Genomic DNA, 17,454 nt, shown 5'->3' with positions numbered 1-17,454 from the left:
CCGGTCCTGGCCCCTGCCGTCCCGGGCCTGGTCCCTGCCGTCCCGGGTCTGGCCCCCTGCCGCCCCTGGCCGCTGCCGTCCCGACCGGGAGACCGCTCCGGTATGACGGATGGGTCACCCCTGTGGACAACAATTCCGGTGCCCTTCGGCGACCTGGCAGCATGGCAGGGTGACAGCAGCAACGCACTCCACTCTCTTCCCCCAGGTGCCCGAGTCCCCGGACGCGGTCCTGGACGGGCTCGATCCCGAGCAGCGCGAGGTCGCCCTCGCCCTGCACGGGCCGGTGTGCGTGCTGGCCGGAGCGGGTACCGGCAAGACCCGCGCGATCACCCACCGCATCGCGTACGGCGTCCGCGCCGGGATCCTCCAGCCCTCGACCGTGCTGGCCGTCACGTTCACCAACCGGGCCGCCGGGGAGATGCGCGGACGCCTCCGCCAGCTCGGCGCGTCCGGGGTGCAGGCGCGCACGTTCCACTCCGCCGCGCTGCGCCAGCTCCAGTACTTCTGGCCGAAAGCAGTCGGTGGCGAGCTGCCCCGGCTGCTGGAGCGCAAGGTGCAGCTGGTCGCCGAGGCGGCGGCCCGCTGCGAGGTCCGCCTCGACCGCAACGAACTCCGTGACGCCACGAGCGAGATCGAGTGGTCCAAGGTCACCCAGACCGTCCCGGCGGACTACCCGGCGGCCGTCGCCAAGAGCCTCCGCGACGCCCCCCGCGACCCGGCGGAGCTCGCCAAGATCTACGCGATGTACGAACAGCTGAAGCGCGACCGGTCGGTGATCGACTTCGAGGACGTGCTGCTGCTCACCGTCGCGATCCTCCAGGACCGCCGGGACATCGCCGACCACGTCCGCGCCCAGTACCAGCACTTCGTGGTCGACGAGTACCAGGACGTCAGCCCGCTCCAGCAGCGGCTGCTCGACCTCTGGGTGGGCGGCCGGGACAACCTCTGCGTGGTGGGCGACGCCAGCCAGACGATCTACTCCTTCACCGGCGCCACCCCCGACCACCTGCTGAACTTCCGCACCGCCCACCCGAACGCCACCGTGATCAAGCTGGTCCGCGACTACCGCTCCACCCCCCAGGTCGTCCACCTCGCCAACGGGCTGCTGAGCCAGGCGAGCGGACGGGCCGCCGAGCACCGTCTCGAACTCGTCTCCCAGCGTGAGAAGGGCCCGGAGCCCGTCTACACGGAGTACGCGGACGAGCCGGCCGAGGCGGAGGGCACCGCCCGCCGCATCCGCGACCTCATCGCCGCGGGCGTCCCGGCGGGGGAGATCGCCGTCCTCTACCGGGTGAACTCCCAGTCCGGGGTCTACGAACAGGCCCTCGCCGACGCCGGGGTGCCCTACCAGCTGCGCGGCGCCGAGCGGTTCTTCGAGCGCAGGGAGGTCCGGGAGGCGGAGGTCGCCCTGCGGGGTGCCGCCCGCGCCGGGGGGAACGACGCCCTGCTCGACGGCGCCGAGGGCCTGCCCTCCCAGGTGCGGGCCGTGCTCTCCACCCAGGGCTGGACGCACCGGCCGCCCGCCGGCTCCGGGGCGGTGCGCGACCGCTGGGAGTCGCTGGCCGCGCTGGTCCGGCTGGCCGAGGACTTCGAACGCGCGAAGCCCGGCGCGACGCTCGCCGATCTCGTCCGGGAACTCGCCGAGCGCGCCGCCGCCCAGCACGCGCCGACCGTCCAGGGCGTCACCCTGGCATCGCTGCACGCGGCCAAGGGGCTGGAGTGGGACGCGGTGTTCCTGGTCGGGCTGACCGAGGGCATGATGCCGATCGCGTACGCCAAGACCGACGAGCAGGTCGAGGAGGAGCGCCGCCTCCTCTACGTCGGGATCACCCGGGCCCGCTTCCACCTGGCGCTCTCGTGGGCGGTGTCGCGTTCCCCGGGAGGCCGGGCCGGCCGGCGGCCCACCCGCTTCCTCAACGGACTCCGCACCGGCTCCGGGAGCGCCCGGGGCGGCGCCGGAGGCGGCGGCGGCATCGATCGCGGTACGCGCACGGGGACCGCCACCACGGCCACCCGCGCGGACGGCACCGTCCAGCGCAAGAAGTGGGGGCCGGTGCGGTGCCGGGTCTGCGGCCGGACGCTGACCGAGGCCGGCGAGATGAAGCTGATGCGCTGCGAGGACTGCCCCTCCGACATGGACGAGGCGCTCTACGAGAGGCTCCACACCTGGCGGGCCGCCCGCGCCGGGGAACTCTCCCAGCCCGCCTGGTGCGTGTTCACCGACAAGACCCTGATGGCCATCGCGGAGGCCGTACCCGGCAGCGAACGCGAGCTCATCGTCATCGCGGGCGTCGGCACCCGCAAGATGAGCCGCTTCGGGAGCGACGTACTCGCCATCTGCGCAGGTGAGGAGGTGAATGAGGGAGATCACGAGGGTGTCGGGGAGGAGTGAGGAAAACTCGTCGGAAAAATAGTTTGCGCCCGCACCAGTCGTCACCATAGGTTCTTAACCACGGAAACAGCGGCTTCTCCGAAGCCCACCTTCCGTGCTGTACTTGTCTGTACCCATCCGAATACGCAGGACCGGCTCCGACCGGTCCCCCGAGACGCCGAGAGGAGGCGATTCCAGTGATCAGCATCATCAAGACCGTCAAAATGACCGATCGCCCCGTCGTCTCCGCATGCTCGCTCGGCCTCCTCGGCTCCTCGGATGTCTCGCTCATCAGCACCGGTCTGTCCGGCATTTCCGCCGCGCGTCCGCTGCCTCTGGCGTCCCTGCCCGTAGTCCGGGAGCGCAATGAGCGACCGATGCAGGCATCGGCGGCAGCAGGAGCGAAGGCGGAAAAGGCTCAGGCCTATGCCTTTGCGGCGGCCGGTGCCGGATTCGCAAGCAAGAGCCAGATGACGCACCACCACACGATGTGGGCCTTCCGTGGGCCTGAACCCTGGAGCGATCCAGCCTGATCCAGCATCAGGTCGGCACCTTCAGGGCCGCGGAACCCCACTCGGGATCCGCGGCCCTTTTGTTTTGTCCGAACGGATGAGACGGAACGAAGGAGCCTCGGGACAAGCAGTACCTGGTACCAGCCGATAACCGGCCAACAGCCGGAACGACCAGACGAGGACACCACTCACCGTGCAACTCGAAGCGCACGCCCCGTCCGTACCGCCTTCCGACATGATCGTCCCGCCTGGTTCCACGGAGGACCCCACCTTGTTCCCCCTCTCCACCCTCACCGCCCTCGACGACGCCATCGAGAATCTCGGCACTCCGGTGCCCTGCCGTTCCTACGACCCCGAGGTCTTCTTCGCCGAGTCGCCGGCCGACGTCGAGTACGCCAAGTCCCTCTGCCGGACCTGCCCGCTCGTCGAGGCCTGCCTCGCCGGCGCGCAGGAGCGCCGCGAGCCCTGGGGCGTCTGGGGCGGCGAGCTCTTCGTCCAGGGCGTCGTCGTCGCCCGGAAGCGGCCCCGGGGCCGTCCGCGCAAGAACCCGGTCGCGGCGTGACCGCCGACCTGGGAGCGATGTCTCCCGCAGTACTGCACCTGGTCGGCACCATCGACCGCCCCCACACTCATGACCCGCGAAATCAGGCACCCATGACCACCCCCACGAAGGAGCCCGTCGGCTCTGCCACCCCCGACGTCACCACCTCCGGCGCGAACGACTCGCGTCAGAACAGGAACCGCGAGATGCAACTCATCCCAGAAGCCATGGCTCGTGCGCATATGCACGACCGCCTGGCCGTCGCCGAGGCGGAACGCCTGGCCGTCCGCCTGGTCTACGCCCGGCGGATGCAGCGCAAGGCCGAGCGTGCGTCGCTGCGCGCCCGCCGCGCGCTCGCCATGGCGGTCATGCAGTAGAGGGCATGCGGCAGGAGCCGCGCGCACCCCGGAGCAGAGTGCCCCACGCACGAGCCACCGCACGTACGCATCACTCCACGCAGGAGTGACCACCCCGCCCGCCGGGGCCCGCCGAACAGGGCCGGCCCCGGCGGGCGGGCTCGTTTGCGCGCGGACGCGTGGACGGGCGGGACACGCACGCGTGCACGGGGGAGGCCGAGCGCGGAGGAGCCCCAGGAGCGGGGCAGGACGTGGGGTTTCGTCCATGTGTCGGGCGGACCCCGGTCTCGTTTCCGGCCGTGCGTTCTGCCGCGCCGCCCGTCAGCTGCGGAGTTATCGTCACGGCGTGGACGAGGAGACGTATCACCACCCGCTGCCGGAAGCCCCCCATGCGCACTGCGCGCGGTGCGGCACCACCGCCAGTACGAGCGCACCACCCACCTGGATGTGCACGGTGGAGCGGGGCGTGCGCCAGTACTTCTGCGAGAGCTGCGCCCGCACCCACATCCGGGCCATCGAAGGCCGGCTCGACCCCGCCTCCTGGTGAGCTCGATCCCCGAGCCCCGGTGAGCCCGCCCGGTCCCGAGGGCCGGGGCCCGAGGGCCGGGACCCGAGGGCCTGGACCCGAGCGCCTGGACCTGAGTGCCCGGTCCCGAGCGCCGGGTCCCGAGCGCCGGGTCCCGAGCGCCGGGATCCGAGGGCCGGGTCCCGAGGGCCGGGTCCCGAGGGCCGGGTCCCGAGGGCCTGGACCCGAGCGCCTGGACCTGAGTGCCCGGTCCCGAGGGCCGGGTCCCGAGCGCCGGCTCCCGAGGGCCGGGATCCGAGCGCCGGGACCCGAGGGCCCGGACCCCTGAGCGCCCCGGACCCCCCGAGGGCCCGGACCCCCGAGCCGCTGGGCGGCCGCGCCCAGGCACCGGGCCGCCCAGCGGCCGCTGTGGGCCCGGCCCTGGGGTCCCGTCACCTCGACAGAGGGGTGAAGGGCACTTCCACGCCCGCTTCCGCGCCTCCTCGATCTTCTACACCTCTTCGGTCTCCAGCTCCTTCTGCCCGTCCGCGGACGGGCGTCCGCCGGCATCCGCCCACGTCGGCCTCCCGTCCGCAGGGGCGACGGAGCCTCCGCCACCACCGGAACCCTCCGGACCGTCCAGGGCACCCGGACCGTCCAGGGCACCCGGACCGTCCAGGGCACCCGGATCACCCGGGCCGACCGGATCACCGGAGCCGACCGGATCACCCGGGCCGACCGGGTCAATGAAGCCGGGAAGCCACTCATCGAGCTCGTCCCGCAGGCGCACCGTCGCGCCCAGTTGGCACAGCACACCGATCGTGCTCAGCGTCACCCGGTGTATGAGGAGATAGGCCGGGGGGAGGTTCAACTGCCTCCCGAGCCGGTGCGCGGGGGACCGGGGGTCGGCGATCCGGGCCGCCTGCGTACGCAGCCACCCCCGGCTGAAGGTGAACGCCTCCAACTGCGCCGGTTCGATCACGGGGAGCAGGTAGTCCAGGACCGCATCGGGGTCGAGGTCCACCGACTCCGGTACAAAACCCGCCCGCTGGAGCAGTGCGTACACCTCCTCCGCCTCGCCGAGCAGCGTCATCCGCAGCGCCTCGCCGATGATCTCGGGCAGCCCGCCCGGCAACCGGTCGACCGTGCCGAAGTCCAGCACCCCGAGCCGCCACTCCCGCGCCTCGCCGGGGCAGGGCAGGTCCTCCGGCGACGCGGCGACAGGCATCTCCTCCCCGGCGGGCGGCAGGAGACGGAAGTTCCCCGGGTGCGGGTCGGCGTGGAGCAGTCCGGTCCGGGCCGGCCCGGAGAAGAGGAAACGGGCGAGCAACTGGCCCGCCCGGTCACGCTGCTCCGGAGTCCCCCGCTCGATCACCTCGGACAGCGGGACGCCGTCCATCCACTCCGTCACGAGCACCTGGTCCGACTGGAACACCACTCCCGGCACCACCACGTCGGGGTCGTCCGCGAACTCGGCCGCGTGTTCCTCCTGGGCCCGCGCCTCCAGGGCGTAGTCCAGCTCCTCCGACACCCGGTCGCGCATTTCCTTGATCAACGGCTTGATGTCCATGCCGGGGATCAGCGGCCCGAGGAGTCTCGCGAACCTGCTGAGCTGGGTGAGATCCGACAACAGCGCCTCCCCTGCGCCCGGATACTGCACCTTCACGGCGACCTCGCGCCCGTCGATCCAGACCGCCCGGTGCACCTGACCGATGGAAGCCGCGGCGGCGGGCTGGTCGTCGAAGGAGAGGAAGAGATCACGCCACTCCTCGCCGAGCCGCTCCGCGAGCACCCCGTGGACCGTGCGCACCGGCATCGGGGGAGCGGCTTCCTGGAGCTTCGTCAGCGCAGCGCGGTACGGACCGGCCACCTCCTCGGGCAGGGCGGACTCGAACACGGAGAGCGCCTGCCCGAGCTTCATGGCGCCGCCCTTCAGCTCACCCAGGGTCTTGAACAGCTGGTCCGCCGTGCGCTGCTGCACCTCCCGGGCCACCAGCTCGGCCGGTCTGCCGCCGATCCGCTTGCCAAGGCCCCACGTGGCCCGGCCGGCGAAGCCGAGCGGCAGCGCGGCCAGTTTCGCGGTGCGGGTGACCGCCTTGCGGGGAAGATCAGACATGTGCTCCTCCAATTCGCGAACTGCCGTGCCGGGGCGCCCTCGCGTCGATCCGACGACGGCGGTCACGGCGGTCACCCGGCCATTGTGTCGTGAGCCGGGCCCGAGGCGGGGGAAAGCGCCCCGGTGGTGCGAGCGGCGCCGCATACACATGCCTGGTGTGGCGCGATCCGTTCGCCGCGCCACTCCATGAGGGGCAGGGCGGCTTCCCAGCGGGTACCCGTGGTCGCCGGCAGTTCGCCGTCCAGGAAGGAGAGGGCGTGCGCAGCGGCGAGCCCGGCCACCGCGGCCGACAGCGCGAGGTCACAGGCCGGCACCGCACCCCGGCGCCCGGTCCGCCACTGCGCCACCATGCGTGGCCACTGGGGGTCCTGGTCCGCCCGGTGCAGCCCCAGGCAGCCCGCGCACCCCGTGCCTCCCGGCAGCACCAGCGGGCCGACCACCCCGGTGGCCTCGATCACCCCGGCGTACAGGTGGGGGGTGCCCGAGGAGATCCACGGCTCGGCCGTCCCCGGGTCGGGGGCGTACACCGCGAGGCCGTCGCGGGGTGCGACCACGACCAGGGAGAGGCCGGGGCCGCCGTTCTCCGTCCCCGCGCCCGCCTCCGTCGCGCGCGGGGGAGCACCGGCGGCCGACCGGTGCACCAGCCGGCGGGCCGAGGCGTCCCGGCGCTCCCCGACGGCCGAGGGCGGGAGGCCTCCGGGTGCCACGTCCCAGGGCTCCGTCAGGCCGCCGTCCAGCACGTCCACCCGGCCCACCCCCGACCCCGAGAGCAGAGCCGCGACGGCCGCTCCGACCCGTCCCGCACCCCGGACCTGCACGCGCATCGCCCGCCGCGCGGCGAGCCGGCGGACCGCGCTACCCGGTTCGGGATGCACCACGGAGAGCGAGGCGGCGTCCGGGCGCTGCCGGTCCAGCACATCGGCCCGGCGGCGTAAGGCCGCGGCCTCCGGGCCGCCCGCGTGCGGATCGTCCAGGAGCCCGGCGTCCGCCAGCCGCTCGACGAGCACGTCCACGTGGCGCTCCGCCAGGTCCAGGGAACGGGCCTCCTCCTTCAGCAGGGGCAGCCCCCGGGTTCCGTCGAGCAGCTCCAGGAAACTCCCCGTGGCGATATCCAGAGGGCCGAAGGTGACGGCGTGCGCGGGCGTGACTCCGAATTGCACGGTGCTCCGCCCTCGCCAAGCGCGGCGCAGTGCGGGCTTCAGCATCGGATGCATCTCTTTCTCCCTTTACGGTCCGGTCGTACTTCTGCGGTTGATCCTGTGGCTGTGGCTGATCGCAGCCATCAGCCGCAGCCCTGCGATCAGCCGCATCCCCCGGATCAACCGCATCCCGGGATCGTCGGGCCGGTCTTCTCCGCCCCTCTCCGCTCACAGAATGCCGCCGGAGCCCGAAACCCGCCGAAAGTTATCCACAGGGGATGGAATTAGTCGTTCAAATGGTGTGCTTCCTGGGGGGATCGGCGCGGAACACCGGGGAGGCAGGACTTCCGTCGGCAACAGCGGGTAACGTCGAGGCGTGCCCGCCGACCCGTCACCCGGCCTCGCCGGGGAGATTCCCGCGCGCTCCGCCACTGCCCTGCAGCGCGGTGCCACCCGCCCGGTCCGCCCCGCCGCGACGAGCCCGGTGGAGGTACGCAGGAGCGACCGGCGCCGCAGGACGGTCTCCGCCTACCGCGAGGGCGACCGCACCATCGTGCTGATCCCCGCCCGGATGTCGGAGGCCGAGGAACGCCGCTGGGTCGGGGTGATGCTCGACAAGCTGGCAGCCCAGGAGAGCCGCCGGGTGCTCGGCGACGGCGCGCTCGTCGAGCGTGCCGCGAGCCTGTCCGCCCAGTACCTCGAGGGCCGGGCCCGGCCCGCTTCGGTGCGCTGGGTCACCAACCAGAACACCCGCTGGGGCTCCTGCACGCCGGCCGAGGGCAGCATCCGCCTCTCGCACCGGCTGCAGGGGATGCCGGAGTACGTCGTCGACTACGTCCTGGTCCACGAGCTCGCCCACCTGCTCGTGCCCGGTCACGGGCCCGACTTCTGGCGCCTGCTGGAGGCGTACCCGCGTACCGAGCGGGCCCGGGGATACCTCGAAGGCGTGGTGGCGGCGGGCCGGTTGCCGCACCTGCCCACCGCGCGGGAGGAGTGACGGGTGGTGACTCTGTACCGAGTGTGTACCGACTTGGCTCAATGTCGTAGTTTGCGGATAGCCTGACGCGACGCATTCACATTCGGGATGGGGGACGGTCGTTACGCATGGCCAGGGAATTCCAACGCGGCCACAAGGCCAAGATCAGCGATCTCACGGCTGGGACGGATCTGTACGTAGGTGTGCAGATCGCAGGCCCGGGACTGACCTTCGACATCAGCTGCTTCGGCCTCGACGCCGATGAACAGCTGTCGGACGACCGGTATTTCATCTTCTTCAATCAGCCGAAATCGCCCGAGGAGTCCATTCAGCTGCTTGGCGCACAGTCCGGTGACACCGAGTCGTTCCGGGTGACGTTGGATCGTATTCCGGCCAACATCCACAAGTTGTCGTTCACCGCGACCGTGGACGGCGCCGGCCAGATGTCACAGGTCGGACCCGGATACATCCGGATCGTCGCGGGCGGCGAAGAAGTGGTGAGGTACGCCTTCACGGGCTCCGAATTCACCACCGAACGCGCGGTGATGCTCGGGGACTTCTACCTGAAGGACGTCTGGCGGTTCGCCGCGGTCGGCCAGGGATTCGACGGCGGACTCGACGCACTCCTGCGCAACTTCGGCGGCGAGGTCGCCGAGGAGGCGCCGGCCGCCCCGCAGCAGGGGGCGCCCTCCTTCGCCCCGCCGGCCCAGGCGTCCGCGCCCCCGGCCTTCGGCGCGCCCGCCGCCACCCAAACGCCGCAGCACGCACCGTCGTTCGGAGCCCCGGCCCCCGCCCCGGCCCAGCCGATGCACCAGGCGCCCACGGTCACCGCTCCCGTCGCACCGCAGGCCCCCTCCCCGTACGGCCAGCAGCCGCCGCAGTTCGGGCAGGTACCCGGGCAGGCCGCACCGCCGTTCGGCCAGCAGCCCCCGGCCCAGCCGTTCGGCCAGCAGCCCCCGCAGGCGTACGCGCAGCCGCAGTTCGGCCAGCAGCCACAGGCGCCGTTCGGCCAGCAGCCGCCCGGCGGCCTCCCGCAGGGCGTGCCCCAGGGTGTGCCGGCGACCGGAGCCGGACTCGCGGCGGCGCTCCAGCCGTACAAGGAGAAGCCGACCGGCCAGCGCTGGACCCCGCAGAACCAGCAGCTCATGCGGGTCGATCTCACCCTCGGCGGCAACCCCGTGCTGGCCCGCCAGGGCAGCATGGTGATGTACCAGGGCAAGGTCGACTTCGGCTACAAGGGCGCAGGTTTCACCGGCCGGGTGGTCGGCAACGCCACCGGCCAGGAGATGCAGCTCATGCGGTGTACCGGCCGCGGGCAGGTCTTCCTCGCCGAGGAGGGTGCCCACCTGCACCCCATCGAACTCCAGGGCGACGGCATCTGCGTCTCCGCGGAGAACGTCCTCGCCTTCGACGAATCGCTCCAGTACGAGGTCCGCAGGGTGGAGGGCCACGGCATCCCGGGCGGAGCCCTGTTCACCATGCAGTTCCAGGGCACCGGCACCGTGGTCGTCAAGACCCACGGGGTGCCGGTCGTCCTGCCGGTCACGCCGACCACCTTCGCCGACTGCAACGCCGTCGTCGCCTGGTCGTCGGCCGCCCAGGTCATCATCTCCAGCCAGGTCAGGCTGCGCCGCAACGCGTACCCCGGCCACAGCGGGGAGACCGTGAACCTCCAGTTCCGGGGAGCCCCCGGCAACTTCATCGTCGTCCAGCCCTACGAGGTCTGAGGGAGCCTGCCATGAACCAGCAACTCGCGGGCTACGCCCCGACCCCCGTCACCGCGCGGATGGAGAACCACGGCCACTCGATGCTCAAGGTGGCCATGGCCACCGGCCAGGACCTCTACGCCCGTACGGGTTCGATGGTGGCCTACGAAGGCTTCATCCAGTACGAACCCAACCCGCCCGCCGTCCGGCAGATCGCCTCCCAGTGGGTCACCGGCGAGGGCACCCCCGTCATGAAGTGCTCCGGCGACGGACTGCTCTACCTCGCCGACTACGGTGCCGACGTGGTCGTCATCAACCTCAACAACGAGTCGATCTCGGTCAACGGCACCAACCTCCTCGCCTTCGACGCCCACCTGGGCTGGGGCGTGGAGCGGGTCAAGGGGATGGCGAAGTTCGCCGGCCAGGGCCTGTGGAACGTGGTCGTGGAAGGCACCGGATGGGTGGCCATCACCTCCCGGGGCACGCCGATCGTGGTCGACTGCGGGCGGGGCGAGGACGAGACGTACGTCGACCCGGACGCGCTCGTCGCCTGGTCGCCGAACCTCAAGGTCAAGGGCAAGCGGAGCTTCAAGGCGAGCGCGCTCATCGGGCGCGGCAGTGGCGAGGCGTACCAGATGGCCTTCTCGGGCCAGGGCATCGTCGTCGTCCAGCCGAGCGAGGACAGCACCGACCGCCTCAGCGTCCGGTCCTGAAGGGAGGGAGAGACACCATGCAGAGTCCGCTTTTCGCCCACACCGAGCAGCAGTCCTCGGAGCGGTACACCATCCAGAACCCGCAGTTGCTGCGGGTCTCCCTGACGGGCAGCGACGCCGTGCTCGCCCGCAAGGGCGCCATGGTCGCCTACCAGGGGCTGATGGAGTTCGACGGTGAGTACCAGTCGAACTCGCAGCGCAACGCCCGCGCCCGCACGGGCGAAGGCCTCGACCTGATGCGCTGCACCGGCCAGGGCACCGTGTACTTCGCCAACCTCGCGCAGTACATCCACGTCCTCGACGTCGACCACGCGGGGCTGACGGTCGACAGCGCCTACGTCCTGGCGCTCGACTCCTCGCTGCACACCGAGGTCATCGCCGTGGACAGCCAGTACGGCATCTCCGGCACCGGCAAGTACCAGCTCAACATCACCGGCACCGGCAAGATCGCCCTGATGACCTCGGGCCAGCCGCTGATGCTCCAGGTCACGCCGGACAAGTACGTCAACGCCGACGCGGACGCCATCGTCGCCTGGTCCAGCTCGCTCCGGGTCCAGATGCAGGCGCAGACGCACTCCTCGGGCGTCATGCGCAGGCGGGGCAACACCGGCGAGGGCTGGGAGCTGAGCTTCCTCGGCGAGGGCTTCGCGCTGGTCCAGCCCAGCGAGGTCATGCCCCCGCAGAACGCCCAGATCGGCCAGGGCATCCGCGGCCAGTACGGCGTGGGCTCGCAGAACCAGAACCAGAACAACGCCTGGAACTGATCCACCGGCGGCCACCCGGCACGCGAACAGGGGCGGTCCCTCCACGAGGAGGGACCGCCCCTGCGGCGTACGCGACGGCCCTGGTCAGAGCGCGGCGAGGGCCGCCTCCAGCAGTTTGACCACCGAGGTGTCGGCAACGCCGGCGACCTCGTCGTACGCGAACCAGCGCAGGTCCAGCGACTCCTCGCTGATCCGCTGCGTGGCACCGGCCGGGGCCAGCGCCGCGTACTGCACGTCCAGGTGCCAGTGGCAGGGGGCCGGGATCGGGTGCCGGTCCAGGCGCACCGGGCCGCCCGCCTGCAGCACCAGGCCGTCGATCCCGGACTCCTCGGTGGCCTCCCGCAGCGCGGCGTCCGCGAGCGTGGCGTCCTCCGGCTCGCAGTGGCCGCCCATCTGGAGCCACATGCCGAGCTTCTTGTGCAGGGTGAGCAGCACCCGGCCCGCCGCCGGGTCCAGCACCAGCGCGCTGGCGGTCAGATGCCCCGCCCCGCACGCCTTCCACATCCCGTCGGGACGGGCGTCCAAGTGGTCGAGGTACGTCTGGCGGAGCTCCGCCTGACCGGCGTCCGCGCCGCCCTCGTACGCCTTGAGCACGAGGGCGGCGTCGTGGTGCAGGCTCACCGGTCCGTGTCGCCCTTCGAACCTGAGCCGTCCCGGCCGTCGCCTTCGGCGTCGTCGTCGGGCGTGGCGTCCTCGGCCGAGGTGTCCTCGGCCGTCGCGTCCTTGGCCGTCACGTCCCCGGTCGCCGCGTCCTTGGGCGCGGCACCGCCGCTCGCGGCCTCGCCGAGCATCCTGTCCAGCTCGGAGAAGTCCAGCTGCTCGTGGTGGACGAAGCCGTCCGGGTCGTCCAGATCCTGGGCGGTCGGCAGCATGTCCGGGTGCTCCCAGAGGCCGTCACGGCCCTCCATCCCCCGGGCGTCGGTGAGCGAGGCCCACAGGCGCGAGGCGTCCCGCAGCCGGCGCGGGCGCAGCTTCAGCCCGATGAGCGTGGCGAAGGTCTGCTCCGCGGGACCGCCGGACGCACGGCGCCGGCGCATCGTCTCGCGCAGGGCGTCCGCAGAGCCCAGACGGGGCTTGGCCGCCTCGTGGACCACCGCGTCCACCCACCCCTCGACCAGCGCGAGCGCGGTCTCCAGACGGGCCAGTGAGGCCTTCTGCTCCGGGGTGTCCTCCGGCTGGAACATGCCCTGCTGAAGGGCGTCCTGGAGCTGCTGGGGCTCCGAGGGGTCGAACTGCCCGACGACGTCCTCCAGCTTGGAGGTGTCGACCTTGATGCCGCGCGCGTACGACTCGACGGCGCCGTACAGGTGGGAGCGGAGCCACGGGACGTGCGCGAAGAGACGCTGGTGGGCGGCCTCGCGCAGGGCGAGGTAGAGCCGCACCTCCTCCAGCGGGACGCTCAGGTCCTTGCCGAGGCGCTCGACGTTCAGCGGGAGGAGCGCGGCCTTGCCCGCCGGACCGAGCGGCAGCCCGATGTCCGTGGAACCGACGACCTCGCCCGCGAGGACGCCCACCGCCTGCCCGATCTGCTGGCCGAACATGGCGCCGCCCATCGACCGCATCATGCCGATCAGCGGGCCGGCCATCGCCTGCATCTCCTCGGGCAGCACGTCGCCCATGGCCATGCCGACCCGCTCGGCGACCGGGTCGACCAGCTGCTGCCACGCCGGGAGGGACGCCTCGACCCACTCCGCGCGGCTCCAGGCCACGGTGGTGACCGCGCCGGAGGGCAGCGAGGTCACGCCGTCCAGCCAGTGGTCGGCCAGCCGCAGGGCCTCGTCGACGGCGGCGCGCTCGGCCGGACCGACGCTCGCGTCCTTGCTGCCGTCCTGGGTGCCCTGCGAGACCGTCTGGCGGGCGATCTGCTTGGCCATGTCCCAGTTGACCGGACCGCCCTCGTAGCTCAGCATCTGGCCGAGCTGCTGGAAGGCGGCGCCCAGGTCGTTCGGGTTCATCGAACCGAACATGGCCGCGAACGGGTTGTCCCCGGCGGCACCGGGACCGAAGCCGAACGGGTTCGCCGGTCCGCTCTGACCCTGCCCACCTTCGATGGGGTCCTTCTTCTTGCCGTCGCCGTTCTCCGGCTCCTCCGGCGGAAGGCCGAATCCGAATGGGGTGTCACTCACGGGTTTCCTCGGCTCGTAGGGCCGCCGGCTGGAACCGGCGGCGATGCCCGGCTTGTCACCATCCAGCGTAGACACCCGCTCCGGCTCAGGGGCTCAGTGCTTCGCCGGGACGCGGGCTGCGGCAGGATGGACGCCACCAGGTACGCACGCCTCACTCGGGTACGTACTGAAGACAACCGCTGGAGACGCCTGGTGAGTTCCCCAGATCCTCAGGTTCGCGGAGCGCGAAACCTGACCGACCCCACGACCGGCAGGAAGCCCGGGAAAAACATTTCCGGGAAGCGGGGCCCCGTCGTCGCGGTCACCGGAGCGGCCACCGGAGTGGGGGCGCTGCTGACCGCGCACCTCGCCGCGTCGGACGACATCGGGCGGGTCGTCGCGATCGACGAGCGGCGCGCGGACGTCCCCGGGGTGACCTGGCACGTCCTCGACGTGCGGGACCCCGCCATCGCCGAGAAACTGCGCGGCGCGGACGTCGTGGTGCACCTCGCCGTCGACCTCGACCTGGAGACCGACGCGGCGGCCCGTACGGCGTACAACGTGCGCGGTACCCAGACCGTGCTGACCGCCGCCGCGGCCGTGGGCGTCCACCGGGTCGTGCTCTGCACCTCCGCGATGGTCTACGGTGCCCTGCCCGACAACGACATCCCGCTCTCCGAGGACGCCGAACTGCGCGCCACGGCGGAGGCCACCGGCGTCGGTGACCTGCTGGAGATCGAACGCCTCGGCCGCCGCGCCCCGCGCGCCCACCCCGGCCTGAACGTCACCGTCGTCCGCCCGGCCGTCCTGGTCGGCGGTACGGACACCGCGCTCACCCGCTACTTCGAGTCGCCCCGGCTGCTGGTGGTGGCCGGATCGCGGCCCACCTGGCAGTTCTGCCACGTGGAGGACCTGGTCAGCGCCCTGGAGTACGCGGCGCTGGAATTGATCGACGGGGAGTTCGCGGTCGGCTGCGACGGGTGGCTGGAGCAGGAGCAGGTCGAGGAGCTCAGCGGGGTACGCCGGATGGAGCTGCCCTCAGCGGTCGCGCTGGGCGCCGCCGCCCGGCTGCACCGGATCGGGCTGACCCCCTCTCCGGCCGGCGACCTCGCCTACACGATGCACCCCTGGGTGGTCAGTGTGGGCCGGCTGCACGATGCCGGCTGGCGGCCCCGCTGGACCAACGAGGACGTGCTGGCCGCGCTCCTCGAGGAGGTGGAGGGCCGCCACACCCTGGCCGGCCGCAGGCTGGGCCGCAAGGACGCCACCGCGGCGGGCGCCGCCGGGGCGACGGTCGCGCTGCTCGGCACCGCAGCCCTGGTCCGCCGCGCCCGCAAGGCCCGCCGCCGGATCTGAGACGCGCGACGGAGCAAGCGCGACGGAGCGAGCGCGATGGAGCACGCGGCCTGCCACGCGCGACGGAACGCGGGGCAGAACACGTGTTTCCGTCGCGGTGGCCGCGTGCGGCACCATGGCCCCATGGCATCTCTCGACGATCACCCCGGCGAGCGCGCGGCGGCCGACCCCGTCCGGCTCCTCGCGATCCGCGACACCCCGCTCTCCGTCGACGAGGTCTTCCGGGCGGTGGGCGACGACGCGGCCGGCGGGATCGCGCTCTTCGCCGGCACGGTGCGCAACCACGACGGGGGCCAGGACGTCGGGGCGCTCGGCTACTCCTGCCATCCGTCCGCCGAGGACGAGCTGCGCAGGGTCGCCGAGAAGGTCGTCGCGGACTTCCCGGTCCGGGCGCTGGCCGCCGTCCATCGAGTGGGTGAACTGGACGTGGGCGATCTGGCGGTCGTGGTGGCCGTGGCCTGCCCGCACCGCGCGGAGGCGTTCGACGCCTGCCGGAAGCTGATCGACGACCTCAAGCACGAGGTTCCGATCTGGAAGCACCAGCGCTTCCTGGACGGCACCGAGGAATGGGTCGGTGCCTGCTGAACCGGCGGTACGACCGGTCCGAAGATCCACGACCGCAAACCGTACGGGCACGGATCAGGCCCGATTTGCGTAACCGCCCCCCTGCCACGAGCGTTGGTCCTGCCGCTGGTTAATCTGCAGACCGTCAGTTGCGGTCGCTCATGGGGTAGGGAGGTCGTAGTGGCAGCACTCGCATGGCTCTTGATTCCGCTTTTCGCCGCTCTCGGCGCTGCGATATGGGGAGGCTGGGCCGCACGCAATCGCACGACCGGTGATGTCACCGAACTCGCCGGGTATGCCCGCTTCCGAGAAGCGATGGAGAGATCGCACTCCGGTTCCGACGCCGTCTGACGCATGACGGCCACCGGAGTTGCCGCGCCGGACGTACGCGATCGCCAACCGGGCGTCGCCCCGCGACGCCCCCGCTCCCACCGCGCACGTCCCGCCCCACGAGCGGACCGCGGGCCTCCGCGCCGCCTCCCCGCCCCCGCCGACCCCGTACGGACCGGCCCCGGCGGTGGACTGACAGGTGCTTCCCGTACTGTCGTTCCATGCCACGCCGCACCGCGACGATGCTCGCCTCGACTCTCATCTTCATCGCGCTCGTCTGTGTGGGTCTGTTGCTCCCCGTTCAGTACGCGGAGATGTCTCCCGGGCCGACCGTCAACACGCTGGGGGACGCGAACGGCGATCCGGTACTCAAGATCTCCGGTCGCAAGACGTACCCGACGTCCGGACATCTCAATATGACGACGGTCCGCGTCACCGGAGCGGACTACAACATGAACCTGATCGAGGCCCTGTACGGCTGGCTGGCCCACGACAGCGTGATCGTGCCGCACGACACCCTCTACCCGGACGGGAAGACCGAGGAGCAGTCGACGCAGGAGAACGCCGAGGAGTTCAGCCAGTCCCAGGAGAGCGCCAAGGTCGCCGCCCTGAAGGAGCTGGACATCCCGGTGACCACCCGCGTCATCGTGTCGACCGTCGTGAAGGGCGGCGCGGCCGAGGGCAAGCTCCACGCGGGCGACGTGATCGAGTCGGTGGACGGCACCCGGATCAAGGACCCGGCGGACGTCGCCGGGCTGGTGAGCAAGCACGACCCGGGGCAGAAGGTGACGTTCACCGTGATCCCGGCCGAGCGGGCCGCCGCCGCCGAGAAGGCCGGCAAGGAGCCCGAAGGCACTCAGGACGTCACCCTCACCACCCGCAAGGCGGACGACGACGGCCGCGCGATCGTCGGCATCCAGGCCGGGACCGACCACACCTTCCCGTTCGACATCGACATCAACCTCGCCGACGTCGGCGGCCCCAGTGCCGGCCTGATGTTCTCGCTCGGCATCGTCGACAAGCTCACGCCGGGTCAGCTCACCGGCGGGAAGTTCGTCGCGGGCACCGGCACCATCGACGACGACGGCACGGTCGGACCGATCGGCGGCATCACCATGAAGCTGATCGGCGCCCGGAACGCGGGGGCGAGGTACTTCCTCACCCCCGACGAGAACTGCGCCGCCGCCGCGGCCGACACCCCGTCCGGTCTCACCCTGGTCCGGGTCAAGAAGATGGACGACGCCAAGAAGTCCCTGGACAAGATCCGCACCGGGGACACCGCGGCCCTGCCGAGCTGCTCCACGAACTGACCCCGAGGGCTGTCCCGCACTCCCCGGCGCGTGCCGCGGATGCCGGGACAGCCCGTCGGCTCCGGGGGCGCCGAGCGGCGGACTCCGGAG

Annotated in this window: 15 protein-coding genes and 1 pseudogene; 12 read left to right on the top strand and 4 right to left on the bottom strand. The window is 71.8% G+C overall.

The annotated features are described in order from the left end of the window. Positions 1-169: 169 nt before the first annotated feature. From ACWCSV_RS17915 to ACWCSV_RS17895, 5 genes are all read left to right on the top strand, one after another. Positions 170-2,392: an ATP-dependent DNA helicase UvrD2 gene (locus ACWCSV_RS17915; protein ID WP_451143206.1), complete on the top strand. Its 2,223-nt coding sequence runs from the start codon at positions 170-172 to the stop codon at positions 2,390-2,392. A gap of 176 nt (positions 2,393-2,568) precedes the next feature. Continuing rightward, positions 2,569-2,904 carry a hypothetical protein gene (locus ACWCSV_RS17910; RefSeq protein ID WP_451143204.1) on the top strand — a complete coding sequence of 112 codons (336 nt, stop codon included), beginning with the start codon at positions 2,569-2,571 and terminating at the stop codon, positions 2,902-2,904. A 172-nt stretch (positions 2,905-3,076) separates the two neighbouring features. Continuing rightward, the gene (locus ACWCSV_RS17905) at positions 3,077-3,445 is read left to right on the top strand and encodes a WhiB family transcriptional regulator (protein WP_327177870.1); all 369 of its coding nucleotides are present in this window, start codon (positions 3,077-3,079) and stop codon (positions 3,443-3,445) included. Continuing rightward, entirely contained in the window at positions 3,442-3,801 is a 360-nt protein-coding gene (locus ACWCSV_RS17900; RefSeq protein WP_390963399.1) for a hypothetical protein, read from the top strand. The genes ACWCSV_RS17905 and ACWCSV_RS17900 overlap by 4 nt, the downstream gene beginning before the upstream one ends. A 325-nt stretch (positions 3,802-4,126) precedes the next feature. Then, positions 4,127-4,327 (top strand): hypothetical protein, encoded by a 201-nt coding sequence (locus ACWCSV_RS17895; protein WP_451143202.1) that lies wholly within the window; start codon positions 4,127-4,129, stop codon positions 4,325-4,327. Positions 4,328-5,024: 697 nt separating this feature from the next. Here ACWCSV_RS17895 and ACWCSV_RS17890 read toward each other — a convergent pair. Both ACWCSV_RS17890 and ACWCSV_RS17885 read right to left on the bottom strand, forming a co-directional pair. After that, positions 5,025-6,401: pseudogene (locus ACWCSV_RS17890) on the bottom strand (ABC1 kinase family protein); the annotation flags it as partial. Positions 6,402-6,472: 71 nt separating this feature from the next. Then, complete coding sequence (locus ACWCSV_RS17885) at positions 6,473-7,615, bottom strand: ThiF family adenylyltransferase (RefSeq protein WP_451143200.1); 1,143 nt, start codon at positions 7,613-7,615, stop codon at positions 6,473-6,475. A gap of 301 nt (positions 7,616-7,916) precedes the next feature. Between ACWCSV_RS17885 and ACWCSV_RS17880 the strand changes: the two genes are divergently transcribed. From ACWCSV_RS17880 to ACWCSV_RS17865, 4 genes are all read left to right on the top strand, one after another. Then, positions 7,917-8,537 (top strand): M48 metallopeptidase family protein, encoded by a 621-nt coding sequence (locus ACWCSV_RS17880; protein ID WP_451011661.1) that lies wholly within the window; start codon positions 7,917-7,919, stop codon positions 8,535-8,537. A 107-nt stretch (positions 8,538-8,644) separates the two neighbouring features. Next, positions 8,645-10,243, top strand: a complete 1,599-nt coding sequence (locus ACWCSV_RS17875) for a TerD family protein (RefSeq protein ID WP_451143198.1) — start codon at positions 8,645-8,647, stop codon at positions 10,241-10,243. Between the two features lie 11 nt (positions 10,244-10,254). Continuing rightward, entirely contained in the window at positions 10,255-10,935 is a 681-nt protein-coding gene (locus ACWCSV_RS17870) for an AIM24 family protein (protein WP_451143196.1), read from the top strand. A gap of 17 nt (positions 10,936-10,952) precedes the next feature. After that, on the top strand, positions 10,953-11,699 hold the full coding sequence (locus ACWCSV_RS17865) for an AIM24 family protein (RefSeq protein ID WP_451143194.1): 747 nt from the start codon (positions 10,953-10,955) through the stop codon (positions 11,697-11,699). A gap of 84 nt (positions 11,700-11,783) precedes the next feature. On the opposite strand, the gene ACWCSV_RS17860 is transcribed toward ACWCSV_RS17865, so the two are convergent. Together ACWCSV_RS17860 and ACWCSV_RS17855 are read right to left on the bottom strand one after the other, a co-directional pair. Next, on the bottom strand, positions 11,784-12,320 hold the full coding sequence (locus tag ACWCSV_RS17860; protein ID WP_451143192.1) for an NUDIX hydrolase: 537 nt from the start codon (positions 12,318-12,320) through the stop codon (positions 11,784-11,786). After that, complete coding sequence (locus ACWCSV_RS17855; RefSeq protein ID WP_451143190.1) at positions 12,317-13,825, bottom strand: zinc-dependent metalloprotease; 1,509 nt, start codon at positions 13,823-13,825, stop codon at positions 12,317-12,319. The genes ACWCSV_RS17860 and ACWCSV_RS17855 overlap by 4 nt, the downstream gene beginning before the upstream one ends. Before the next feature lie 192 nt (positions 13,826-14,017). Between ACWCSV_RS17855 and ACWCSV_RS17850 the strand changes: the two genes are divergently transcribed. The 3 genes from ACWCSV_RS17850 (at position 14,018) to ACWCSV_RS17840 (ending at position 17,364) form a co-directional block, all read left to right on the top strand. After that, on the top strand, positions 14,018-15,160 hold the full coding sequence (locus tag ACWCSV_RS17850; RefSeq protein WP_451143188.1) for an SDR family oxidoreductase: 1,143 nt from the start codon (positions 14,018-14,020) through the stop codon (positions 15,158-15,160). A gap of 123 nt (positions 15,161-15,283) precedes the next feature. Next, positions 15,284-15,745: a molybdenum cofactor biosynthesis protein MoaE gene (locus tag ACWCSV_RS17845; protein ID WP_451143186.1), complete on the top strand. Its 462-nt coding sequence runs from the start codon at positions 15,284-15,286 to the stop codon at positions 15,743-15,745. A gap of 530 nt (positions 15,746-16,275) precedes the next feature. Next, positions 16,276-17,364 carry a YlbL family protein gene (locus ACWCSV_RS17840; RefSeq protein ID WP_451143184.1) on the top strand — a complete coding sequence of 363 codons (1,089 nt, stop codon included), beginning with the start codon at positions 16,276-16,278 and terminating at the stop codon, positions 17,362-17,364. Positions 17,365-17,454 lie beyond the last annotated feature (90 nt).

The organism is Streptomyces sp. NPDC001770, from assembly GCF_053596135.1.
Note: the sequence above shows the minus strand (reverse complement) of the source record. Positions and strands in the feature narration are given on the sequence as shown.